The sequence below is a fragment of the Anaerohalosphaeraceae bacterium genome (genome assembly GCA_035378985.1).
Classification (GTDB): domain Bacteria; phylum Planctomycetota; class Phycisphaerae; order Sedimentisphaerales; family Anaerohalosphaeraceae; genus JAHDQI01.
This window is the reverse complement of the sequence record DAOSUR010000003.1, coordinates 128167-153059: the sequence shown is the minus strand read 5'-3', so window position 1 is coordinate 153059 and position 24893 is coordinate 128167. Positions and strand designations below refer to the sequence as shown.

Sequence of the window (24893 nt, the reverse complement as noted above, 5' to 3'; positions counted from 1 at the left end):
GTTATATTCTCTTTTGAGGACAGCAAATCCATGGGACCGATATCGAAAAGTCGGATGGAAATAGAGCGGAAGACGGGAAAATATAAGCTGCGTCGTCCCGGCGTTGCCGGCTTGACCTGGGAGGACATGGAGCGGCTGGAACGTCTTGTAGAAAAAGGACTTCGAGTATCCGGTCTTTATAAAATCGGCTTTCAAAATCTTTTCGATTTGCGGATTGAGAGGGTCGAAATCGCTTCTGACCGTCTGCCGGAGGCGTTTGATGGGCTGCGGATTCTGTGGCTGTCGGATTTTCATATCGAACCGCTGGAGGGACTGCCGGAGGCCTTAATGAAGGCTGTGGAACCGCTTGATTATGACCTAGCTGTGCTGGGTGGGGACTGTGCTTTTCATTATGACCTGACCGAAAAAGCGGTTGAACAGATGCAGAAGATCGCCGAGCCGCTTCTGAAGCATGTGCCTGTTTACGGGATTTTAGGCAATCATGACCGGTATGAAATGGGCCGCATTATGGAAAATTGGGGGGTTCAGATGCTCGTCAATGAGCATAGTCGGCTGGAGCGAGACGGTCAAGCTCTCTATCTGGCCGGCGTAGATGACTGCCATTATTACAAAGGGGATGATTTAGAGGCCGCTTCATTCGGGATACCGAATGATTGTTTCAAGATTCTGCTCTCACATTCGCCGGAAATTGTGAATAAAACAGATGGATATTTGTTTGATTTGTGTCTTTGCGGACATACACATGGCGGTCAAGTCTGTTTGCCGAACGGTTTCCCGCCCGTGACCTGTTCGTCGGTCAGCAGACGATTTGCAAAGGGCTTCTGGAAAAAAGATGCCATGCTCGGCTATACGTCCAGAGGGATAGGGGTTTCCGGAATAGCGGTTCGGTTTTTTTGTCCGCCTGAAATTACCCTGTTAACTCTGCGAAAGAAATCGACGATAACAACCAATAAGGAGAGGATGAAGAAGACGCAGTACGTCCTGTAATAGCCTTTGTTTTTTACAGGAGAAAACGATGAGTAAGGCCAGGGAAAAGAAGGGGGAAAAATCTGCTGCGGAGAAGCCGGAAAAGCTTGATAAGAAGTTTTACGAGAAGGAACTGGAAAAACTTCAAATTGAACTGGTCAAGCTTCAGGAATGGATTAAGCACAAAGGCCTGAAAGTTGTTGTCATTTTTGAAGGGCGCGATGCCGCCGGCAAGGGAGGGGTCATCAAGCGAATCATACAAAAATTGAATCCGCGCATTTGCCGCGTGGTGGCTTTGGGAACGCCCACGGAGAAAGAGAGGACGCAGTGGTATTTTCAGCGGTATGTCGCCCATCTGCCGTCGGCGGGTGAAATGGTTCTGTTTGACCGCAGCTGGTACAATCGGGCCGGCGTAGAGCGGGTAATGGGATTCTGCACGGAGGAGGAGTACCGCGAATTTCTGCGCTCCTGTCCGGAATTCGAACGCATGCTGATTCGCTCGGGAATTATTCTGATTAAATATTGGTTTTCCGTCAGCGATGAAGAGCAGGAGCGGCGTTTCCAGGCTCGTCTGAAGGACCCGACCAAGCGGTGGAAGCTGAGCCCCATGGATTTGGAGTCTCGGGCCCGCTGGGTGGAATATTCCAAGGCCAAGGATGAGATGTTTGCGCATACGGACATCAAGCAGGCCCCATGGTATGTGGTGGAAGCGGACGATAAACGGCGGGCTCGTCTGAACTGCATTGCCCATCTTCTGAGCATGATTCCGTATAAGGATCTGACGCCGCCCCCGATCAAACTTCCGCCCCGGCAGAAGGACAAAGGGTATGTGCGGCCGCCGATTACGGACCAAAACTTTGTTCCGCAGGTTTATTGAATATCGGCACCGGTTTCTGTCAGATTAGCGGAATTGATTGACCAACGATAAAACGCGCTCGGCAACATCGGGCAGCAATCGCTTCAGCCGGGGGCTGAGCTCCATCGTGCAGGCAATCCTTTCAGGCTGAATTCCTATGATGATTGCTTCTTTCGGCGCCTGTCCAAGCATTTTCGCCATAGCCAGGGTCTGCGGCAAGTCTAAATCGTGAAGCGATAAAGCAGAAGGGGTTGGCGGCCGCAGTTCATCCGGTGTCATCTGCACAATGGTGCCCGGAGGATAATTCCCGTCCAGTGCATCGATCAGAATCACCCGCTCATAACGGCACAATGTGTCAAGCAGGTCAGCACCGGCCGTGCCGCCGTCCAGGATATCCACGGAATCCGGCAGAGGACAATTTCGCAGATGTTCAATGACCCGGATCCCGATTCCTTCATCGCCCAGAAGGATATTGCCGATGCCCAAAATTAACGTTCGGGGTTTTTCCGCCATTCAAAGACAGCATCCTGTCTGAACAACCCTTTGGGCTTTGGTCTGGTCCGGGCGAAGCAGGTGTACAGAGCAGGCCAGACAGGGGTCAAAGGAGTGAATGACCCGCAAAATTTCTACCGGTTGCGAGATGTCCGCCACCGGCGTTCCGATTAATGCCTGTTCAAGAGGACCGGGCTGGTTTTGGTCGTCCCGCGGAGAAGCATTCCAGGACGTCGGGGTAATCACCTGATATCGCAGGATTTTTCCTTTTACTGTGGTGCTTCCGGACGGAATGTATGGACTGATGGTGGATCAGTGGCCTAAGGCGCCGCGCGGGGCCTCGGTCAGACCGATTCCGTTCAGCGGGTTTGGAACGGTCGGAATGACTGGTTTTGAATAAGAGGGTGCCCCTGCGGCAAGTTCGTTCAGCCAGCCCGAGGTGTGGTCGGCACTGTCCATGGCATACGCAATTTTTTGGGCTTCGAGGGCTCGTGCCATCAGACGATCCATGACGGAGATTCCGTTTCGGTAATCTCCGTTTACCCACATCCTTGCCAGCGGACCCAGTTCATAAACCTGCCCGTTGTAACGAGGAGCTTTGGTCCAGGAGTAAGCACCTTCTTTATAACGGTCGGCTTCGGTTTCTCCAACGGAAGGATTCAGACCGCTGGGGCTGCTGAACCAGGAGTATTTGACGTCTTCTGTAATGACAGCGGGGTCCAGCGGTTCAATTGAGGTTCCATCGTATCTGCCTCGATCGAGCAGTTTTGAGGTGCCCGCATCGTTTAAATCAAAAACACCGTAGGCAAGCAGTTTTCCGCATCCGTGTCCGATTTGCGAGTACTGGGGAAATGAGTCTTTCAATGCCTGTACATCAGGAATGAAAACCGTATCAATAAATTGTTTAATTTCATCCAGCAGCGTCCGAAACGCCGTTATTTTCTCTGTTGCAGCCACATCCAGACATCCGCCCGGCATGAAACTGGCCAAATGCGGCAGTTTGCCGCCGAAGAGGGCTCCCATTTGATGAGCCTTTCGGCGGATGGTCAGTGCTTGTACGTAATGGCTGACAAAGGTTTCCGCCGGAACACCGGAAAGCATGTCCGGTGTAGTAAATCTTGGAGCCCACGGGGCCATATCCAGAATGCTCTGGGTATTAATATAATCCAGGGCGGCCAGATGATAAAAATGCAGGATGTGCGACTGAATATAATTGGCGCCCAGCACAAGATTTCTCAGGATGCGTCCGTTGGACGGGGGCGTGCTCCCGAAAGCATTTTCGAGGGACAGACAGCTTGCCATGGCGTGGGAAACCGGACAGACGCCGCAGATTCGCTGAGAAATAATCGGAGCGTCGAATGCATCATGATTGATGAGGATTTTTTCAAACCCTCGGAACATCACTCCGCAGCTCCTGGCATCGACAACCTGCTGCTGGTTGTCGACGGTATCCACCGTCACTTCAATTTTCAAATGTCCCTCAATTCGTGTAATGGGGTCTATTGTGAAGGTTGTCGCCATTGTTTATCTCCTCAGTTCTACTGGGTCTGATTTTCTCCGATGGTTAAGACCCTGTAATAAAGGGGGTCTTTCCGTCCGGAAAATCCGGTTCAACGCAGCCGCAGCACGGAGTTCGAGCTTCGACGCACCAATTGACACCGTTTTGGCCTGGGCCGCCGCTGTTCCATTTCAGAACAGGGCAGTTTGACCAGGTGTTTTTGCCCTTGCAGCCGAGCGCTTCCAGACAGCCGTAATCGCCGAGAATTTCGGCCTGCGGCGGCTCCGTTCCAGGCCAGCGGGAGGGATGAAACAGACATTTTGCATGTACTTTCTGGCTGTTGGAGTCTCCGAATAACTCCGCTGGTCGCCCTTTGCTGTCGAGAGTTACGGTTTGACCGGCCAGCACCTTCAGCAGGGTCAGCACGAACCAGTCCGGATGTGCCGGGCAGCCGGGGATATTGATGAGGGGTTTACTGTATCCCAGCTCAATCAGTTTGTCTGATACCCCTTTGGCCCCTGTTGGATTTGGAATTGCGTGAGGGATGCCGCCGTAGCAGGCACAGGTTCCGAGGGCGATGATTTTGTCGGCTTTTTGGCTGAGGATACTGAATGCCTCCTCCATAGAAAGATGCCCGCCGATGTCGCAGAATTTCACGGGGCAAGCGGCGTCTTCTGCAGGAATCGAGCCTTCCACAACCAGGATATAACCTTGTTTGCAGAGAGCGTTGAAATCAACCAGATTCACTCGCCCGTCTTTGTCAAAGTCAAATTTCAGATTGGGGCCTTCCATTAACCACTGATTTTCAAATGCGGCCAGTTCCGTCAGATTCGGATGCGGCCCCAAGGCACCCTTTATCGCCAGGTCTCCTGCGGCTGCAATAAGGGTGGAATGGTATTCGAGGTTGATTTTATTCAGGAGGATGTCGTCGATCGTTGTTGTTTTTACGCTGTTGAGCAGGGAGACACTGCAGCCGCTGCAGCTTTGTCCCTGAAGCCAGATGACACGAGGGTCACCATTGCCGGCCATGGCTTTTTGGATAAGGTCGAGCGGAAGAACCGAAGTGATGCCTGCTGCACCGGCGATTTTGAGAAAATCGCGTCTGGACAATCGCATATGTCCACCCTTTCCGTAAAGTTTCAACCCCCTATTCAGACACGGGTCACTTAATAAAACCCTTTTATCTTGTATATTCCTCCCAAACAATAAATTTTACTTACAGAAAAGAAGAGAGAATAAAAAATTATTTTGTACTTGCGTATGTGGTTGATAATAATGCAGTTGTGAAGATTTATTTTTTGTGGGAAAAAATAAAAAAAACACATAAGTATAGATTATTCCTATATAGGGAAACGCTATTTTTCACGAGATAAAGGGCAGATTTCGGAATCGTTTGCGGCAAAAACTGTTGATAAATAATTCTTGACGGGATAGGGAACCCCGGCTATATTTTGCAATTGTTGCGGATGTGGCGGAATTGGCAGACGCGCAGGCTTCAGGTGCCTGTGGGCATTGCGCTCGTGGAGGTTCGACTCCTCTCATCCGCATTTTGATTCTCGCCTGAGTATTTTGCGGTACACCAGATATATTTTGACATATCTTGTCCTCTTTTTTTAAGGGTTTTTCTGATAGATTACCGATATTCACATTGGTAGGGGGCAAATATATGTTAAAATAGAGAATATTTTGCGGAGATGAAAAGATGGATCATTGGCTGCTTCTTGCCGCTCAGGTGCATCGTTCAGCAGGTGCGGATGTGAGCGTGGTTCGCCAAACGGTGGATTTCCTCTGGGAACAAATTACAGCGCTGACCTGGTTTCAGTCTGTTCTGGCTATTTCATTTGGAATCGTTTATCTGCTGTACGGATGGCGCATTTTTCGAGTGTTAGTTGTTATCTGTTTCGGGCTCCTGGGTATGTTTTTGGGCATTATGGCGGGGGAACGGTTTGGCAATGTCGTAGTCGGGGGATTAGCCGGAACGGCTGTTTTTGCTTTTTTGGCTGTTCCGCTGATGAAATGGTGTGTCAGTTTCCTGGGAGCTGCGGCGGGAGGAATCATCACCAGCGGGATTTGGTATGCCTGCCGGCTGCCGGAGCAGTATATCTGGGCGGGGGCGATTATCGGGATTGTAGCGGGCGGAATGATTTCTTTTATTCTGCTGAAGGCTTCGGTAATGCTCTTTACGAGTATGGGAGGCAGTCTGATTACAATGGTAGGGGTTTTAGCGCTTCTTCATGAATATGAAATCAATCAGCCGCAGCCCACTCGATATATTGAGGATTTGGTTTACCTGCATCCGTGGTTTCTTCCGACTGTGATTATTGTGCCGACGCTGATTGGAATGTTTATTCAGCACAAATTCATCCAGCATTCTTCGAAATGGGACATCAAGTAATCTGCCGAAAGGCCGCAGGCTGTTTCAAGTCTTCCTGCAGACGGCGGATTTTCTGCACATAAAGATCGGCCTTGAATTTGTGTCGGAGCCCCGCGGCATTCATATAGCGGACCTGACCGAAGACGGGACGCTCTTTCCAGGGGCGATCATGTTTGCCCAAGCACCAGGCAATCCCGGCGTATCCGTTGGGGTCTCGTCCGTCCAGTTCATACTTGTCATTGAGGGCGATGAGTATTCGAAGAGCCTCTTCAGGTCGGCGGGTCCATTCGAGAACCTTCTTGCCCCAGTACATTCGCATATACCCGTGCATTTTCCCGGTCAGAACCATTTCCATTTGGGCGGCGTTCCAGTACGGGTCGGCTGTGGAGGCCGTCTCCATCTGTTCAGGAGTGTAGAGGGCTGGTCGTTTGTCGCGGCTATGGTACCGCAAGGTTCGCTGAGCCCAATGAGGCAGGGCTTCAAATCGGTCATAATTCGGGTTGTAGTAAACGAAGTTATGACTCAATTCCCTCCGGACGATGAGTTCTTCGAGGAAGGGGACGGCGGCTTTCTCGTCAGCTTCTCGGGCGGCCAGAGCGATTTCCAGCGGAGAAATCTGACCGAAGTGCAGATAAGGGCTCAGGTTGGACTGGCCGTCGAGGACGGGATTGTTTCGGGCTTTGTCATAATCGGTCAGTTTGGTCTGGAGGAACTGAATCAGATGCCGACGGGCCTGCTGATAACCGCCTCGGAAGAAAGGAGAAGGCGGAACGGAACTGTCGATGCCCAGCGAGCGGGCCAGTTTAAGAGGATTGTCAATTTGGATGCTTTTTACCTGCAGCGAAAGCGATGACCGATGCGGTCGTGTCTCGTGCAGCGGAATGAGAAATCGTTCCAGCTGACGATGAATTCGGGGACGAAGCGTGCCGGCGGAATAATTTTCCTTTTCGGAGGCCGTTTCCACGGGAACAATCAGGTTGGATGTGATTTCATACAATGGGCAGTCGATTTTTTCCGCGACGGTATGGCGCCATTGACGCTGAATGTGCAGGTATCCTTCGTCTGTAATCACCAAATCCGCTCGGGCGGCAAGGTTGGAAATAACGTACGCGGGTTCGCCGAGTTGGATGGTCAGCTGAATGTCCCGGCGTGCCAGTGATGTCTGAGCTTCCTGAAGACCCTCAAGCATAAAGATATAATGACGCAGGTTGGCATTCGGATAAGCAGGCGTCAGCCCGAAAGCTGCCAAAAGCGGTTTTTGCCGTTCATTGGCACAGCGGACGGCGTATTCGAGGGCATGATTGCACACGGCCCGCTGAGCGCTTTGCATCCAATACAGAACGTATTCCCTGCTCAGGGCCTGGCGGCGGTTCAGGGTTCGAATCCGCTCCGGCTGAATCATGTCATTCCGCGTCGCCTTTTTGCTGGATTTTGCTCCAGGTATCCTTCAGCGTGACGGTTCGGTTGAAGACCAGATGTCCGTCTCGGGTGTCGGGGTCTGTGCAGAAATAGCCGAGCCGTTCGAACTGCCAGCGGTCAAACGGCTGGGTTGTTTTCAAGGACGGCTCGACCTTGCAGCCGGTCAGGATTTTCAGAGAATCCGGATTGATATTGACCGTGAAATCCTGTCCTTCGGGGACATCTTCCGGGTCTTCTTTTGTAAAGAGATGCTCATAGAGCCGCACTTCTGCATCGAAAGCGTGTGCGGCGCTGACCCAGTGGATCGTGGCCTTGACCTTCCGGCCGTCTGGCGCTTCACCTCCTCGGGTGGCCGGGTCATAGGTGCAGCGGAGCTCGACAATATTTCCGGCGCTGTCTTTGATGACCTCCTGACATTTGATTAAGTAGCCGTAGCGGAGACGTACCTCGCGGCCGGGGGCCAGTCGGTAAAACTTCTTCGGCGGGTTTTCCATAAAGTCATCCCGCTCGATGTACAGCACTTTGGAGAAGGGCACCTGACGCGTGCCGGCCGACAAGTCTTCCGGATTGTTAATCGCCTCGAGCAGTTCGGTCTGTCCTTCCGGATAGTTGGTCAGAACAACTTTGAGGGGATTCAGGACAGCCATCACACGCGGCGATGTTTTATTGAGGTCTTCGCGAAGACAATGTTCCAGAAGGGCATAATCAACGGTGCTGTTGAACTTGTTGACCCCGATGACCTTGCAGAAATTGCGGATGGCTTCGGGTGAATAGCCGCGCCGACGCAGACCGCGCAGGGTCGGCATCCGCGGGTCATCCCAGCCGCGGACAAAGTTTTCTTTGACCAGCCGCAGGAGTTTGCGCTTGCTCATCACGGTATAGGTGAGGTTCAGGCGGGCAAACTCAATCTGGCGGGGATGATAAATCCCCAGCTGGTCGAGGAACCAGTCGTACAGCGGGCGGTGATTTTCAAATTCGAGCGTACAGATCGAGTGGGTGATGCCTTCGATAGAGTCCTCCAGGCCGTGGGCCCAGTCATACATCGGGTAGATGCACCATTTGTCGCCGGTTCGATGATGCGTAGCATGAAGAATGCGGTACATCACGGGGTCCCGCATATTCAGATTGGGATGAGCCATGTCGATTTTGGCTTTGAGAGTCCGGGAGCCGTCTGGGAACTCACCATTTTTCATCCGTTCGAAAAGGTCCAGATTTTCTTCGACGGAACGGTCCCGATAAGGGCTGTTTCTGCCCGGCTCGGTGAGAGTGCCGCGATATTGACGGGTTTCCTCCGCAGACAGGTCGCACACATAGGCCTTGCCTTTTTTGATTAACTCGACTGCCCAATCGTACATCTGCTGGAAATAGTCGGAGGCAAAATAGAGCCGGTCTTCCCAATCCCAGCCCAGCCAGCGGACATCTTCAATGATGGCATCCACATATTCCTGGTCTTCTTTGGAGGGATTGGTGTCGTCAAAACGCAGGTTGCACTTGCCGCCGAATTCCTGAGCGATGCCGAAGTTGAGGCAAATGCTTTTGGCATGTCCGATATGAAGATAGCCGTTCGGTTCCGGGGGAAAACGGGTATGGACCCGACCGCCCCAGGTTCCTTTTTCACAGTCCTCCGCAATGATTTGCCGAATGAAGTCCATCCGCTGCGGCTGATTATTGTTATTGTTGGATTCAATTGGGCTCATAGTTTTGCGACTTATTGTATCCTGTTATAATTTTCTGTTTTATCACTTTGTCTAATAGAAGTATAAACTAAACTATCTTTCGGCATTTTCAATAAAAAGTTTCAGAAATTGGGTTCTGCAACAAGTGCTTTCATAGCCGGACAGAGACTTCTTGACTTTGCAGAGGGATTAACCTATCTTGTCGGGTTTTCCGGAACTTATGAGAGGTTTTTATGATTGTAACACGGTTTGCTCCCTCGCCGACGGGGTATCTGCATATCGGCGGAGCCCGCACGGCGCTGTTTAACTGGCTTTTGGCCCGAAAAAGCGGCGGCAAGTTTCTGCTGCGCATCGAGGATACCGACCTGAAGCGCAATACGCCCACCGCGACCCAGCAGGTTTTGGCGGATTTACGCTGGCTGGGGATTGACTGGGATGAGGGGCCGGAAGTCGGGGGGCCCAACGGGCCCTATTTCCAGTCGCAGCGGCTGGAGATTTATCAGCATTACGTCCGAAAGCTGATAGAAGAAAAGAAGGCCTATTACTGTTTTGATACGCCGGAAGAGATTGAACGGCTTCGTCGAGAGGCCGAGGCCAAAAAGCAGGTCTTTTTGTACCCGCGGCCGGCGCGTTTTCCGGAACCGGAAGAGGCCCGAAAAGCACAGGCCCAGGGGCGGCCCGTTACGGTGCGTCTGGCTGTGACGGAGACGGAGCCGATCGTGGTTCGGGATTTGCTCCGAGGGGATGTGGTGTTCAATCCGGCGGAAATCGGGGATTTTGTCATCTTAAAATCAGACGGTTTCCCGACCTATCATCTGGCGGTGGTGGTGGATGATGAGCTCATGGGGGTTACGCATGTCATCCGGGGGCAGGAGCACCTGATGAATACCCCGAATCATCTTTTGCTCCAGCGAGCCCTTGGCTTTCGAACACCGACATACCTGCACATGTCTGTTACCGTCAGCGAAAGCGGGGGCAAACTGTCCAAGCGGGAAAGGCCCGAAGCCCTTCGGAAAGCAATTCAGGAAAAAAAAGAGGTTGATTTGGATGCTTTGGCCAAGGCCGCCGGCCTAAGCCGACAGGAGCTGAATTTGTTTTTGGCAGGGGAGAAAATGCCGGATATGCCGGCGATTGATACGATGGCGGCATTTCTGGGCGTGCACCTGCCGGAAATTAACGTGGTGGATTTCCTCAAGAGCGGCTATCTGCCGGAGACGATGGTGAATTTCCTGGCCCTGCTCGGCTGGAGTCCGGCCGGCAGACAGGAGATTATGGACCGGCAGGAACTGATTGAGGCCTTTGACCTGAGCCGCCTGAACAAGTCCAACAGTCTGTTTGACCGCAAGAAACTGCTGGCCTTCAATACAGAGCATATCAAACGGGTACCGCTCAAGACGCTGGTGCGTCATTTTCGCGTCTTTTTGGAGACGACCGGCTCACCCGTTGCGGCGGCGGATGATGCAATGCTGGAGCATTTGATTCGGATTAATGAAGGCGCTCGGACGCTGGCTCAGATTGAGGAAAAGTGCCGTTTTGCTTTTACGGCGGATGAGGCCGTTGCCTATGACCCGGAAGCGGTGAAAAAGGTGTTGCAGAAAGAAGGGGCGATCGATATCCTGAAGACGATTGCCCAGCGGCTCCGGGAGCTCAAAGAGTTTACGGCGGAATCGCTGGAAGTAATGCTGCGGAATCTGGCGGAAGAAAAACAGGCCGGTCTGGGCAAGGTGGCTCAGCCGCTTCGGGTGGCGATTACGGGAACGATGATTAGCCCGCCGATTTTCGATGCGGTCAATCTTCTGGGGCTGGAGCGGACGGTGAAGCGGATTGAACGAGCGATTCAACTTTTCGGCCATGCGTAAAGAAAGGGGATGCGATGTCGCTGCTGGTGACCGGTTCGGTCGGAATTGATACGGTACGGACGCCGTTCGGATACAACGAAGACTGTATCGGCGGCTCGGCGGTCCATTTTGCAATGGGGGCCGGCATTTTTACAGATGTCAAGTTCCTTGGCGTAGTCGGGGAGGATTTTCCATTTGATTTGCAGGAAATTTTCCAGGGACGCCGGGTGGATTTGACGGGGCTGGAAATCCGCAAGGGCAGCAAGACATTCCGCTGGTGCGGTTCCTATCAGGGGGATATGAATGAGGCCCGTACGGAGTCGGTAGAGCTGAATGTATTAGCCGAAGCACCGCCGCGGATTCCGGAAAGTTATCTGGACTGTGAATATGTCTTTTTGGCAAATACGGCGCCGGCCCTTCAGATGGAGCTGCTCAGCCAGCTGGGCAGTCCGGCTTTTGTGGCCGCGGACACAATGAATCACTGGATTGTCACGGCCAATGATGATTTGAAGGAGCTGCTGGATCGGATTGATATGCTGATTCTCAACGATGGGGAAGCGCGTCTTCTGACGGGGCAGCAGAATCTGATTACAGCGGCCAAGCGAATCCTCGAGATGGGGCCCCGTTTTGTGGTGATTAAGAAGGGTGAACACGGCTCGATGATGTACACACGGGAGGGGGACTGCTTTATCCTGCCGGCTTATCCGACACCGGTGGTCATTGACCCCACCGGTGCGGGAGATTCGTTTGCCGGCGGGATGATGGGCTATCTGGCCCAGTCGGACCGCGTGGACGTCATCTCGCTTCGCAATGCGATTGTGTATGGGACCGTGGTGGCATCATTTACCATCGGGGATTTTTCCATTTATGGGATTCGTTCGGCGACCCGGGAAATGATAGACGAGCGGTTTGATTTTATGCGGAAGGTAACGCAGTTTTAGATTGTCCGACCCCGACAGGATTTTTATGCGCCTTTTTATTGCGGTAGATGTCGATGAGCAGGTTCGCAGGCAGCTGGCTTCTGTGCAGAAGCAGATGCGTCAGGCATTTTCCGGTCCGGGTGTGAAATGGGTCAATCCGGACCTGATTCACCTGACGCTGAAGTTTTTGGGAGAGGTGCCCGATAGAGATGTGCCGCAAGTCTGCCGGCTGACGGAGGAAACCGCCCGGAGGCATTCCCCGTTTGAGATGCGCGTTCAGGGAATCGGAACGTTCGGAAAACCGCCTCGTGTGCTCTGGGTCGGCGTGCTGGAGTCGGAAAAACTGGCGGCTCTTGCAGAAGATATCGAAAAGACCTTTGAAAAGGCCGGCTGGCCGCGGGAGGAAAAGGGCTTCAGTGCCCATTTAACCTTGGCCCGCATCAAAGACCCAAAGGCAGGAGGGGCCGTCGAGCGGGCTGTTCAGATGCAGCCGCCTCGCACGTTTGGGGATGTCTGGGTTGACCAGGTGGTGGTTTATGAAAGTCAGCTGTCGGCGGGAGGGCCGATTTACACACCTGCCGGAAAATATGACTTAAACGGATAAAAACACGCAGAAGAGGATTATGCTATGGCCAAAGAGGTAAAGAAAAAAACGACAGGAAAAAAAGAAACCGCCGCAGCGCCCGAAAAAACATCTGTAAAGTCGGATGCACTGGATCGGGCAATCGCCCAGATTGAAAAGCAGTATGGGACCGGCTCCATTATGAAGATGGAGGACGGGAGCCCTCGCCGGATTGAAGGCATTTCTACCGGGGCTCTTTCGCTGGATTTGGCGCTGGGCGGAGGGGGTATTCCGAGAGGCCGGGTAATTGAGTTTTTCGGACCGGAATCCTCCGGAAAAACCACGCTGGCCCTTCATGCAATTGCCAACGCCCAAAAGGCAGGGGGAGTGGCGGCTTTTATTGATGCAGAGCATGCCCTCGACCTGACGTGGGCCAAAAAGCTGGGCGTGGATATTTCCTCGCTTCTGATCAGCCAGCCGGATACCGGCGAGCAGGCGCTGGATATCGCCGAGATGCTGATTAAGTCGAATGCGGTCGATATTATCGTGATTGATTCCGTGGCGGCCCTGGTGCCGGCGGCGGAACTGCAGGGGGATATGGGGCAAAGCCATGTCGGACTTCAGGCGCGGCTGATGAGCCAGGCCCTGCGGAAATTGACCGGTGCTATCAGCAAGAGCAAGACCTGCCTGATTTTCATCAACCAGATTCGGATGAAGATTGGGGTGATGTTCGGCAACCCGGAAACGACGCCCGGCGGCAATGCTCTGAAATTTTACGCATCGGTGCGCGTGGATATTCGCCGGGTGGAGACGCTCAAGGATGCCAAAGGCGAGGCGATTGGAAACCGGGTACGTGCTCGGGTGGTGAAAAACAAGGTGGCGGCTCCTTTCAAGTCGGCGGAATTCGATATTCTCTTTGACCGGGGCATTTGTGCGATGGGGGATTTGCTGGATTTGGCGGCCGAATGCGGGGTCCTGGCCAAGAGCGGGGCCTGGTATCTGTACGGCGACAAGAAGGTGGGGCAGGGACGCGACAACGCCCGGCTGTATCTGGAGCAGAATCCGGAGTTTGCGGAGGAATTGAAAGAGAAAATCCTGGTTGTACGGGGTTTGGCTGAACCGAAAGAAAAATAAAGCGGGAAGAAACGTGCACAGCAACGAGATTCGCAGGACGTTTATTCAGTTTTTTGAGCAGCGGGGGCATCGGTTTATCCCGAGCTGGCCGGTGGTGCCGGTCGGCGATGATACGCTGCTGTTTACCAATGCCGGAATGAACCAGTTCAAGGATATCTTTCTGGGGTTCCGCAAGCCGGACTGCGGACGGGCGGTTAACAGCCAGAAATGCATCCGGGTCAGCGGCAAGCACAACGACCTGGAGGAAGTAGGGCTGGATACCTATCACCATACGTTCTTCGAGATGCTCGGCAACTGGTCGTTCGATGATTATTTCAAGGCTGAAGCCATTGAGTGGGCCTGGGAACTGCTGACGAAAGGATACGGCATCGACCCTGCTCGACTCTGGGCGACGGTCTTTGCAGGCGACCGGGAGGACGGTTCCGAGCCGGATGAGGAGGCGGCGGTCCTGTGGACGAAGGTAACCCCTCTTCCAAAAGAGCGGATTTTATTCTGCGGACGCAAGGACAATTTCTGGGAGATGGGCTCCAGCGGACCCTGCGGGCCGTGCAGCGAAATTCACATTGATTTGGGGCCGGACCGGTGTGATATGCAGGGAGTGCCGGGCCATCAATGCCGGGTCAACGGCGGCTGCTCCCGCTTTATCGAGCTGTGGAATCTGGTGTTTATTCAGTTTCACCGCAGGCCGGATGGAAAACTGGAGCGTCTGAGTGCAAATTATGTGGATACCGGTGCCGGTCTGGAGCGCATCACGGCTGTGCTGCAGAATAAGCGGAGCAATTATGATACGGATTTGTTCCTGCCGCTGATTCAGGCGACGCAGGACCTGTGCAAAATCCGATATACGTCTCAGCTGGGCAAGAAAACGGACAACGCGTTCCGCGTAATTGCCGACCATATCCGGACTTTGACGTTTGCGATTGCAGACGGTGTGACGCCGAGCAACGAAGGCCGGGGTTATGTGATTCGTCGGATTCTGCGGCGGGCGGCGCGGTTTGGACGGACCCTCGACCTGCACGAGCCGTTTTTGTATAAGCTGGTGGGTGTCCTGGCAGAGTCGATGGGCGGGCATTTCCCGGAATTGAGACAGCGGCGGGAGTTTGTCAGCCGGGTGATTGAGGCGGAGGAAAGCTCGTTCGGTCGGACGCTGGACCGCGGTCTGGAGCTCTTTGCCGCAGCGGCGGAGAAGGCCTCCAAGTCAAAAGAGCGGACAATTTCCGGTGAGGATGCCTTCCGACTGTATGACACCTACGGTTTCCCGCTGGATTTGACGGAGCTGATGGCTCGAGAACAGGGGCTGAAAGTCGATACGCAGGGCTTTGAGCAGCTGATGGAACAGCAGCGATCGATGGCGCGAGCGGCCCAGAAAGGCGGGGCGCTGACGGCATTGCTCAGCGGTGTGCAGCTGCCTGCAACGGAGGATTCGCTCAAATACCAGACCGAGCAGTGTACGGCACAAATTGCCGGCTGGATTGATGAAGAAGGGTTTCACCGCGAAGGGATAATCCCATCCGGGAAGGAAGACATTGCGTTGATTCTGGACCGAACCTGCTTTTATGCGGAGTCCGGCGGTCAGGTGGGGGATTGCGGACAAATCGAGTCGCCGGATGGAGTCTTTGCGGTCAAGACGACGGAAAAAGCGTCTGATTGCGTCCTTCATCGCGGGAAGGTTGCCTCCGGTTCTCTGCGAGTCGGCCAGACCGTCAAGGCAATCGTGGATACCGGACGCAGACAGTCCAGAAAGAATCATACGGCTACGCACCTGCTGCAATGGGCGCTGCGGCAGGTCCTCGGCGATTCCGTGCATCAGCAGGGCTCCCTCGTCTGCCCGGACTATTTCCGGTTTGATTTTACCTGGCCGAAGGCACTGACAAAGGAAGAAATCCGAAAGATTGAAGACCTTGTTCAGCAGAAAATCGAGGAGGACCATCCGGTTTATACGGCGGTTCTGCCGATTGAGGAAGCCAAAAAATTAGGGGCGATGGCTCTCTTTGGGGAAAAATACGGACAGCAGGTGCGGGTCATCGCCATCGGCGCCCGCTCAAACGACACACTTTCCGAGGCCTTCAGCAAGGAATTTTGCGGAGGCACCCACGTGGAGCGAACAGGGCTCATCGGCGGCTTTGCGGTTCTCAAAGAGGAGAGCATTTCCGCAGGGGTGCGAAGAATTACGGGCCTGACGGGCCGTGCACTGATGGAGCATCTGCGGCGTCGTAGCCAAATCGTGGATGAACTGGTGGAAACACTGAGAACGCCGGCTGAACAAATTTCGGCGCGAGTGAAGAAGGTGCTGGAGGACAACAAGTATCTGCAAAAACAGCTCAAAAGCGGGGTGGTTCGCGGCGGAAATGACCCGCTTGCGGAGGCCGGGGCTTTGCTCGAAAAGGCCCGGCGCATCGGACAGACGGCCGTTGTGGTGGGAGAGGTTGCATCCGCACCGGCGGAACAATTGCGAACGGCAATTGACAGCATTAAGAAAAAAGCCGGCTCGGCGGCTATCGTTCTGGCGGTCAAGGAAGAGGACAGCAAAGTGCTGCTCTTGGCAGGGGTAACCGATGATTTGATTCAGAAAGGAATCAGGGCGGGCGATATTGTCAAAGAGATTGCTCCGATTGTCGGCGGCGGGGGCGGCGGAAGACCCCAGATGGCTCAGGCCGGCGGCAAAGACCCGTCAAAAATCAAGGAAGCCCTTGAGAAAGCCCGAGAACTGATTGAAAAACATCTGTAGGTTTTGGCGGGGGATGTTGCCATTTCTGCTGTTGAAGAGTATCGTTTGCTTCGGACTCAAGCGGATCAGATTTCGGCGCGGCTGCTCGAAATTCACGGCCGGGAGATTGTTTGCCGGGCGGGGTGTACAGACTGCTGCCAGAATCTGACGGTCTGGCCGGTGGAGTTTTATACTGTTTTGGAGGATCTGCGTGCCGCCGGTTATTCCCATCTGGTTTTTGACGAATCGGCATCTTGCGGTTTTCTAAAGGACGGACTGTGTCAGATTTATCCGTTTCGCCCCCTGATTTGCCGAACACACGGACTGCCGATTGCCTTCGAAACTGAAACGGCGGAAAAACCGGAAATCGCCGTATCATTTTGTCCGAAAAATTTTCAGAATTGGGAGCAGAAAGGACTTACCTTCGGCCCGGACAATACCCTTCAAATTGACCGGCTCAATGAGCAGCTCAGCCAAATTCACCTTCGTTTTCTTGAAGAGTCCGGGGACAAATCTTTGACCGTCAATTCACGAATTGAATTGAAAAGACTGGCGCAACTGCTCTGAACGTCAGGCAGAGCGGGCCTCTGTCGAATATCTGCGAATTATCGTCTGCAGTGTCTCTGGGGTAATCCCTCTGAAATCTTCAAAAACGGCCTGGGCATCAAAGGCCTCTCGGAGTTCATTCGGGTCGCCTCCGGCTGTGATGACAATGTAGGGCATCCCCGCCGCACGGGCCGCCTTAAAACCCGACGAGGAATCTTCGAAAAGGATGCACCGCTTCGGCGGCAGGCCCAGTCCCTCGGCGGTCTTATAAAGGATTTCCGGGTCCGGTTTGCCGTGCTGAACGTGGTCCCGGTAGAAAACGGCCCGGAAAAAGGGTCTGATATTCAGCCCGTCGAGGACAAAATCCACGTTGTCCTTCGGCGAGTTGGAGGCGGTTCCGCACGGAATGCCGGCAGACCGAAGGTTCTCGAGGAGCTGCATCAGACCGGCCGTCGGTTTCATCACAGGCCTGTAGATTTGTCGATAAAGCGATTCCTTTTCGTGTTCAATCTTGCGGATAAAGGCCTCACTTGCCTGCGGTCCGAAAAGGTTGGGAACGATTTTATCGTTGCTGCGGGCGTGGACTTTCTGGTGATACAGCTCCATATCCATCGGGATGTTATACCGTTTGCACAGTTCGAACCACGCCTGCCGATGATAAGCGGTGTTCGGCGTGATGGTCCCGTCTAAATCAAAGATAACGCCCCACTCTGGGGCGGATTGCCGATTCTGCATGTTTTTTCTCCGGTATTACCAAGCAAAAGACCGAAACGTACCGTCTTTCGTTCGAAATTGCAAGGATTGAGTCGTTTTTAGACAAGGGGGATGTCGTAATGAGAAGAGAAGATTTCCCGTTGGATGGGACCGTGAAAAAAACGGCCGTCCTCCCGGATAAAAGCGGCGATTTGGTCAATTTGCTCTTCAACAAAACGGCTTTCGTTGGATACGACGGCAATCCCAATCAGAGCGATTCGTTTGCTGTCTTGTGCAGCCACTTCAGAAACGGAGGCATTGAAGCGGCTGCGGAGACGTTCAATGATGCTTTTGACAATCCGGCGTTTGTCCTTCAGGGACCCGAGCCCGTGCAGATGAATCGGAATGGTCATTGTGCCGACAATCATATTTACCCTCTGGTTCTTTGGGTTTTTTATTTGCAAACAAGCATTGAGAAATACTATTTTGAAGAACTGATTATACGGTTTTTTGAAGGACCGGCTATTTTTTAAGGGCTGTTTTTGTGAATCACAACAGGAAAATATGGGTCAGTACGGTTTTTGCCTGTTTGCTTCTGGCTGCGTCGGGGGTTGTTTACCATTCTACCGCTGTGCGTTTAGATGCTCTGGCAAAAAATCCGCTGCTTCCTGCGATGCCTCTTTCATCTTTTCCTGTTCGGATTGGGCCTTGGGAGGGGGAGGACCAGCCGCTTAGCGAAACGACGCTGCAGATAGCCGGTAATGATGACTATGTGAATCGAGTATATCGGATACCAGGCACAGAGGAGTATGCGGCTTTTTATGTGTCTTATACCAGCCAGCCCCGCACGATGCTCGGTCACAGACCGGACCTTTGCTATGTGGGAGCCGGCTGGAATCTTGAGCAGACAGAAACTCGTCAAATTCAGACATCGGATGGACAGGTTATCCCTGTTCTTCTTCATACTTTTCGAAAACCGCTGCCGGATTTGACGCGTTTAATTGTCCTGAATTATTATTTAATTAACGGTCAGGCGACAAATGACCATCGTATTTTTTCCGGGCTTCGCTGGCGTCTTCCTTCCTTTTCACGCGGGCAGGTTCGTTATGTGGCTCAAATTCAGGTTGCCTCCACTTCTTTAACGTCGGTCCTTTCTTTTACAACTCTGGCGGCTCCCCTCATCGCGTCGTATATGCCGACGGCTCAGGAAGAGGTATTAAAGAATTAAAATGGTTTTGCTTTTCGCCGGGGGTTTGTACGGCAGGACGGTGATCGTTACAGATACGGTTTCCTGTCTGATTTCATTGGCGGCGGAGAAGGATATTGTATATGTGCCTGCCTGCCCATAGGAGGGTTTCCATTCGAAGGTATTCCCGTCAAAGACGGCACCGGAGGGTAGAGAGGATACAGTAATCGGGACCGGCTGACCTGCCAGGTTGACCGCCTGAACGGGAAGCGTGAGGGTCTGGAGTTCATAAACGGTCTGGTCTGCCAGCGGCGTGAAAATCGGGGTCGGTTCCTTCACGGTAATAGATACCGTTCTTTGACTACTCATCACTCCGTCGTTTGCTGTAAAGGTAACGGCCCATTCACCGATTTGTTCCTCTGTGGGTGTCCATCGGAACGTGTTGCCCTCAAAGGAGGCCCCGGAAGGCAGATTGGAGGGTGCAACCGTATAGGGGTTGCCGTCCAGTTCAAGAACAGCCACGGTGAAGGCAATAGTTTGCTGCGGCTCGGCTGTGATGGGGTTTCGCGGGAGAATGATTGGGGCTCGCGTATTTCGATACGAAAACGTCTGATAGGTCGGGGGCAGGGAGCCGTCCAGCGGTTCGATTGTCAAAGAGAGAGAAAGAGTGTCAAAGTAAAAACCGTCCGTATCGATTCCAATGCCCCAATTCCTGCCTCTGCCAAGCAAATCGAGCAGTTCGAGCATGGCAGAGGAGAAAGAGAGAGGAGTTTGCCGGGGAGGAACAGTCAGGGAGAATGGTCTTGGATAAACGCTGTAAACCCACGAATCCGGGGAATCAATCTGTTGAAAAGAAAGGGTTAGAGTTTGTCTGCTTGTTTGGATGTCTCGGGTGTTGAAGGACTTAAGAAGAGTTCCGTGCGGTGCAAAGGGATCGGAAGGCCGGAGCCATTGGAGGGGTTTTCCGGCAGACGGACCGCTGTAAATCCTTACATCTCGAATCAGACCGTCCATTGTGTCCGTGCCCAGCCGTCCGCCGATACAGATAGGCATTGGATTGGTTCCGACGGTCAAATTCGCCTGTCGTTGAGCGACGAATTCCCCATTGAGCCATAAAGCCATTTGAGAGCCGTCGAACGTGCCCAGCAGATGATACCACTGATTGAGAGAAATCTTACGAGTGCTGTCGAAGACGGCCGCATATTGACCGCCGGGTGTACCGTCTGAGAGAACAAAACGAGGTGTCAGACCATCCGGTCCCAAATCCAGAGCCGCCAGTTCCCAGGGGGCCGAGCGGGTTTCAAGGGGTTTGATAAACAGTTTGGCGTATCGGCGGGGCGAACGGATTTTGAACCAGAGCGAAACGGCCAAAGGAGAACGGCTGCACAGATTGTCAGGATCTTCAATTTGAAGGTATTGATTGTCTGAAAAAGAAATGCCTTCGTTCTCTGTCCATACGGGATTGTTGATGAAAATCGCCGGGCTCCCGCCTCCAACGGAGTTATTCGCCTGTGTGCCGGCGTATTCATTCATTCGCCAGGCGGCGGAGAGGGCGGGAGCATTTTGAAAACAGTCAATGGTTGTTTGAAGGCTGTCAGTCAGGAGGGAAAATCCGGAGGAAGGATTGTCCAGCAGTCGGATTGACAGAACGGGATTCAGACAATTGTCGGCAGGGCAAATATTCGTTAGAGTTAGTACGGCGTTTGTAACAGCAAAGCCGGGTTTGATTGTGAAATTGTTTGCAGAAAAGCCCCAAATACAACCGTCATAAGGCGGGCAGACGTAGGCTGCCGCCAGTCCGATAAGATTCAGACCGAGCAACAGAGAACTCATCACTCTCATTCACTCAACTCCAGATACAGATACGGCATTTTGGCGGTTTAATGATTTTTCTTTTATAGCAATCCGGCGGTACTCAGCAGGGCCTGATACCAGTCCTGCAGTTCAACTTCCTGTACGGTTATAGTTACGGTTTGCGAAGGCAGACCGTCGGCATTAAAGAGAATGTTGTATTCTCCGGCCTGCTTGTACCAGGGCCTCCACATAAAGGTTTGAGTTTTTTGATCAAAAGAGGCGCCTTCGGGGAGGTTGGAGGCCCGATAGGGAATCGGCTTTCCGGTTTGGTCAGCGGCCTGGACCTGAAAGGCAAGCCGACGGTTTTCTTTTACGTGATAGGTCTGGTAGAGGTTGCGAATCTCATCAGCTGCGAGTGCGCGGTTGTAGGTACGGACCTCGTCGATCAGCCCGAGGAATCCGACAATCCGCAGGGACGGGTCGCCGTAGTTGCCGATATCGAAGGTGGAGCGGAGCTGGCTGAGCCCGGAGTAGGTGCCGGCAGCCTTCTGTTCGCCGTCGATGTAGATGGTGTATTGTCCGCTGTTCCACACCAGGGCCAGGTGAACCATCTGACCGTAGGGCAGGTCGGCAATGTTCTGCTGGATTAGACTGGCGTTTCCCATGCTGACGGCCAGTTTTCCGTTGACAGTCAGAAGGGCGATGCGGTTGGAGCCGTTGTACGTATGGCCGAGCAGATAGCGGGCGCCGGTTTCGGACGAAGGGGCAGTCCAAAGAGCAATCGTGCCGGCCTGGGGAGAAATGGTATTCGAAGAAATCTGCAGGGCCTGTGTACGGGTTGTAAAGAGCAGATAATCCTCATCGGCCCAAGAGCGTCCCCACTGAGGACTTCCAATGAGCACAGCGTTATAGCCGCTGCCGGCGGCATCGGCGGTTGTGGCTTGTCCGTAGTCATCCAGCCGCCAGAGGCCGGTGAGTCCGGCATTGCGCTGGGCACTGTAAATTAAACCGAGCTGGCTGTCTGTTAAGACCTCTGGAAAGATGCGGACATCGTCGATTGTGCCGGAAAAGGCCTGTGTTGTCCGATCATCAGGATTTCCGGTATTCCCGATATCCGCAAATGTATTCAGTCCGGTCAATCCGCTGAATGTGCCTGAAGCGGCCAATACATTGTTGACGAAGACAGAGTATCTTGAGTTGTCGAGAATCAAGGAAACACAGTACCAAACCCCGGTCTGTATCGACTGAATATTGGTCCGTAAACTGCTGTTGTCTCCCAATCCAAGGCACAATTGACCATTTCGGATGTACAGCTGTATCCTGCTGCTTCCTCCATCCAATGTATGTCCGAGCAGATAGCGGATTCCGCTGACAGTGTCGGCTTTGAACCACATCAGAAACGTCATAGCGGACAGGTTCCATCTGGAAGTCGATACGGCGGTGTAATCATCCTGGCCGTCGAAGAGCTGGGGGTCCAATTTGGCCAAGACCGCCTTTTTGGACAATTCCGTCAGCGATATCTGATTCTCTTGGCGGATGAAGTTGGCATAGATGGTCTTATTGCTGTTCATCGTAACGGTAAGAGGATTGGCAGTGCCCGAAACGTCTCCATACCAGTTTGCAAACACGTATCCTGAATCAGCTACAGCAGTCAGAGTGACTGTTTCTCCGACTGTGTAGGATGTTTTGTTCGGGGACTTGGTGACAATTCCGTTTACGGCGGAAACGCTCAGGATATAGGTTGCTGCGGGAATCTGTGTGAAGTTTGCGGTAATGCTTTTGCTGCTGTTCATGGTGATTGTCACGGGATTGGCGGTTCCGGAAATGCTGCTGGACCATCCTGAAAAACTATAGCCGGAAGCGGGAGTTGCCGTTAAGGTTACCGTTTCACCGGCAATATAGGATGTTTTATTTGGAGATTTTGAGACGGTGCCGTTTGTGCTGGTGATCGTCAGGGTATAGGTTTGAGGATTTGCAGGGGCAGCGGAGACATACTCATACGCCCCCATTGAAGGTGTTGCCGCCCAGGGATTGCCGGCCAAATCCCGGCTGAAATCAAAATCGGGGAAATCCTGACGAATGCTGGTTCCCGTAACTGTGATTGTGGGGTCATCGAGGATGCTGTCGAGATTGCGTCCTGCGCCGATAGCAGGGCTGTTGTCTGCTAAGGAGTAGTCCCCGGCATCGATATCTTTGAAAATGCGTGAGTACTGGGTCTTAATATCGGGGTTGGTACGAGGCAGATACCATTCGCCTTCTAAGCCGGGGTTAGGAATGGTATGCATGTTGCTGATAGGGATCCATCCGTTGTGAGAACGGCCCAGTACGTTGAAATCCCATTCGTAGGAGCCGCCGATGAGGTTATTGTACAGATAGTTATTGGTATGACCGCCGGCTTGTCCGCTGACGGTGGGGATACTATTGATGTAATCGAGGTCTATCGTGACAGTATCCGTTGTTTTTCTCAGGACTCGATACCATCCGTTCGGATAGACCGGTGCCGAGAAATTGCAAAGGATTTGCGTTCCTTCGCCGGTGGTTTTGATTGAGGAACTGGAGAATTTACCGGCCTGACGGATGCAGACTTTGCCGCCGTCATTTTCGACCGTTGCATCGGTGAATTTGCAGATAGCCCCGAGAAAGTCCAGGACCGTGTGCCGGGGTTCGTCGCCTCGAATAATTGTATTGTGCAGAAAGGTTAAGTGCCCGCGCGTGGCATAGGAGGAGTTGGTGCTGTCAGGCCAGGTGGAGATAAAGTTGCGGCTGAGATGCTTGGCATCGAAGACGTTGGCGAAGCAGGTTACGTCAGAGATGTTCTGAATCGCCAGGTTGGCGGCATTGTAGAAGATGTTGCGGGCGATGAGCACCTTTTTGCAGGCCAAATAACAGGACACACCGTTGGCGTGAACACCGGCGACTCCGTAAATCCGGTTGTCGAGGATTTGTCCGTATTCGACGGTGTAAAAAGAAATGCAGGTTCCGGCGCTGTCGGAAACCGTGCAGCCCTTTACAATGCCTCGAAGTCCGTCATTGAGAAAGACGCCGCGGTCTCCGGCCCGATTGACGATGCAGTTTTCAACGAGACCGTCGACGGTTTTCTGCAGATAGATGCCGGTTCCGCCGCAGTCCTCCACCGTGCAGTTGCGCACGATAGGTGCTGTGTTTGTCCCGCCCGGATAAAAATGAATGCCTTCTCCGGCGTATCGGAGAATCGTAAAGCCGTCAATGGTAATATAGTCCTTGTTCGAGGCGTAAAATCCTTTGGTTTTTGCAGGAATGGAAATCTTGTCAGCCAAATTGGCGACGTTCAAGGGCCAGTAATAAAAAGTGTGGTATCCTTCGGCGTCCGGCTCAGGGGTGAAATAGAACTCACCGGGTTCGTTGAGGAGATGAGGATGTCGATTAATGTTATAGGCATCGGTGTTCCGAAGGGCCCGGGAAAATTCGCCGTCGATGGAAATTGCATTTTCACCGCCGCCGGTTATCAGGTAGCTGGAGGTGAAATTCCCGTCCGTTCGAAACCAAATCTGCAGATAAGCCCCGTTCCAATAGTTGGCCAAATCCGAAGCGGACAGATTGGATATATAATCGTACCAAACGGAAGCGGGATTGAGCTTCGAGAGGACCGTATCGTCTCGGAGCTGAGTGGTCAACCCGACGGATTCACTGGGAACGAGTTGAAAGAGGGATGTGTCCAGCCCGTATCCGACATTCTGATCGGGCCAGCGTGCCAGCCGAGCATGGGTTCCATCTTCAAAGAGGACCCATTTGGTTTTGGAACTGGGCATTTTGGCGGCCGGGATTCTGGCCTTGTAGATTTTGTCTGCAAATTTATTGGGAATGCCGGCAACCATCAGTCCGGGCTCATCCGCGGAGCAGCATGTCCATCCGGTTACAGGTTCTGCCCCGTCGAGAACAGGGGTTTCTCCCGGGTAAGCAGCGATCGTGATACGGGCGTTTTCGGTTCCCTGAACGGTAATTGTCACACTTTCTGTATAGACGCCGCCGCGAACGTAAAGGGTATCCCCTGGGGCCAGCATTGACTGACCTTTGGAAATAGTTCGCCATGGGTTTGTCAGGGAGCCGTTGCCGGCTGTATCACTCCCGGTCGTGGAAACGTAATAGGTTGCGGAATATGCTGCCGTGAACGGAAGCAGCAGAGAAGCCGATATCCAAAGCAAATTTCGATTCAGAAAACGTGAAGATTTTTTATGACGAATTGTTGTCATTGG

General features: G+C 53.0%; 18 protein-coding genes, 1 tRNA gene and 1 pseudogene. 11 read left to right on the top strand and 9 right to left on the bottom strand.

What is annotated here, in order from left to right; genetic code table 11:
* Positions 1-30 precede the first annotated feature (30 nt).
* Both PKY88_04085 and ppk2 read left to right on the top strand, forming a co-directional pair.
* Positions 31-987 (top strand): metallophosphoesterase, encoded by a 957-nt coding sequence (locus tag PKY88_04085; GenBank protein ID HOQ04373.1) that lies wholly within the window; start codon positions 31-33, stop codon positions 985-987.
* 28 nt (positions 988-1015) lie between these two features.
* Entirely contained in the window at positions 1016-1843 is an 828-nt protein-coding gene (gene ppk2 / locus PKY88_04080) for a polyphosphate kinase 2 (protein HOQ04372.1), read from the top strand.
* A gap of 24 nt (positions 1844-1867) precedes the next feature.
* Here the strand turns inward: ppk2 and PKY88_04075 are convergent, their stop codons facing one another.
* The 3 genes and pseudogenes from PKY88_04075 to PKY88_04065 all read right to left on the bottom strand — a co-directional run bounded on the left by PKY88_04075 (position 1868) and on the right by PKY88_04065 (position 4928).
* Positions 1868-2335 carry a HyaD/HybD family hydrogenase maturation endopeptidase gene (locus tag PKY88_04075; GenBank protein ID HOQ04371.1) on the bottom strand — a complete coding sequence of 156 codons (468 nt, stop codon included), beginning with the start codon at positions 2333-2335 and terminating at the stop codon, positions 1868-1870.
* Positions 2336-3715 (bottom strand): annotated as a pseudogene (locus tag PKY88_04070) (nickel-dependent hydrogenase large subunit).
* 163 nt (positions 3716-3878) lie between these two features.
* Positions 3879-4928 carry a hypothetical protein gene (locus tag PKY88_04065; GenBank protein ID HOQ04370.1) on the bottom strand — a complete coding sequence of 350 codons (1050 nt, stop codon included), beginning with the start codon at positions 4926-4928 and terminating at the stop codon, positions 3879-3881.
* Positions 4929-5274: 346 nt separating this feature from the next.
* On the opposite strand from PKY88_04065, the gene PKY88_04060 reads away from it, so the two are divergent.
* Positions 5275-5359: transfer RNA gene (locus tag PKY88_04060), tRNA-Leu, on the top strand.
* A 155-nt stretch (positions 5360-5514) separates the two neighbouring features.
* Positions 5515-6207, top strand: a complete 693-nt coding sequence (locus tag PKY88_04055; protein HOQ04369.1) for a DUF4203 domain-containing protein — start codon at positions 5515-5517, stop codon at positions 6205-6207.
* Here PKY88_04055 and PKY88_04050 read toward each other — a convergent pair.
* Together PKY88_04050 and PKY88_04045 are read right to left on the bottom strand one after the other, a co-directional pair.
* Entirely contained in the window at positions 6200-7588 is a 1389-nt protein-coding gene (locus PKY88_04050; GenBank protein ID HOQ04368.1) for a deoxyribodipyrimidine photo-lyase, read from the bottom strand. The two genes, PKY88_04055 and PKY88_04050, sit on opposite strands and share 8 nt — an antisense overlap.
* Position 7589: 1 nt before the next feature.
* Positions 7590-9302, bottom strand: a complete 1713-nt coding sequence (locus tag PKY88_04045; protein ID HOQ04367.1) for a glutamine--tRNA ligase/YqeY domain fusion protein — start codon at positions 9300-9302, stop codon at positions 7590-7592.
* A gap of 212 nt (positions 9303-9514) precedes the next feature.
* Here PKY88_04045 and gltX point away from each other — a divergent pair, with 212 nt between their 5' ends.
* Genes gltX through PKY88_04015 form a run of 6 tightly spaced genes read left to right on the top strand, consistent with a single transcriptional unit; the run spans position 9515 to position 17009 of the window.
* On the top strand, positions 9515-11140 hold the full coding sequence (gene gltX / locus PKY88_04040) for a glutamate--tRNA ligase (protein HOQ04366.1): 1626 nt from the start codon (positions 9515-9517) through the stop codon (positions 11138-11140).
* 14 nt (positions 11141-11154) lie between these two features.
* Positions 11155-12060 carry a PfkB family carbohydrate kinase gene (locus PKY88_04035; GenBank protein ID HOQ04365.1) on the top strand — a complete coding sequence of 302 codons (906 nt, stop codon included), beginning with the start codon at positions 11155-11157 and terminating at the stop codon, positions 12058-12060.
* Between the two features lie 25 nt (positions 12061-12085).
* Positions 12086-12643, top strand: a complete 558-nt coding sequence (thpR, locus tag PKY88_04030) for an RNA 2',3'-cyclic phosphodiesterase (GenBank protein ID HOQ04364.1) — start codon at positions 12086-12088, stop codon at positions 12641-12643.
* Positions 12644-12667: 24 nt separating this feature from the next.
* A complete protein-coding gene (gene recA / locus PKY88_04025) occupies positions 12668-13735 on the top strand; it encodes a recombinase RecA (protein ID HOQ04363.1) in 1068 nt (355 codons plus the stop codon).
* 13 nt (positions 13736-13748) lie between these two features.
* A complete protein-coding gene (gene alaS / locus PKY88_04020; protein ID HOQ04362.1) occupies positions 13749-16463 on the top strand; it encodes an alanine--tRNA ligase in 2715 nt (904 codons plus the stop codon).
* 45 nt (positions 16464-16508) lie between these two features.
* Positions 16509-17009: a YkgJ family cysteine cluster protein gene (locus PKY88_04015; protein ID HOQ04361.1), complete on the top strand. Its 501-nt coding sequence runs from the start codon at positions 16509-16511 to the stop codon at positions 17007-17009.
* 3 nt (positions 17010-17012) lie between these two features.
* On the opposite strand, the gene PKY88_04010 is transcribed toward PKY88_04015, so the two are convergent.
* Both PKY88_04010 and PKY88_04005 read right to left on the bottom strand, forming a co-directional pair.
* Positions 17013-17723: an HAD family phosphatase gene (locus PKY88_04010; GenBank protein ID HOQ04360.1), complete on the bottom strand. Its 711-nt coding sequence runs from the start codon at positions 17721-17723 to the stop codon at positions 17013-17015.
* 77 nt (positions 17724-17800) lie between these two features.
* Positions 17801-18109, bottom strand: a complete 309-nt coding sequence (locus PKY88_04005; protein HOQ04359.1) for a DUF503 domain-containing protein — start codon at positions 18107-18109, stop codon at positions 17801-17803.
* A gap of 116 nt (positions 18110-18225) precedes the next feature.
* Between PKY88_04005 and PKY88_04000 the strand changes: the two genes are divergently transcribed.
* Complete coding sequence (locus PKY88_04000) at positions 18226-18909, top strand: EpsI family protein (protein ID HOQ04358.1); 684 nt, start codon at positions 18226-18228, stop codon at positions 18907-18909.
* Here PKY88_04000 and PKY88_03995 read toward each other — a convergent pair.
* Positions 18898-20709, bottom strand: a complete 1812-nt coding sequence (locus PKY88_03995) for a putative Ig domain-containing protein (protein ID HOQ04357.1) — start codon at positions 20707-20709, stop codon at positions 18898-18900. The two genes, PKY88_04000 and PKY88_03995, sit on opposite strands and share 12 nt — an antisense overlap.
* 53 nt (positions 20710-20762) lie before the next feature.
* Complete coding sequence (locus PKY88_03990) at positions 20763-24890, bottom strand: right-handed parallel beta-helix repeat-containing protein (protein HOQ04356.1); 4128 nt, start codon at positions 24888-24890, stop codon at positions 20763-20765.
* Positions 24891-24893 lie beyond the last annotated feature (3 nt).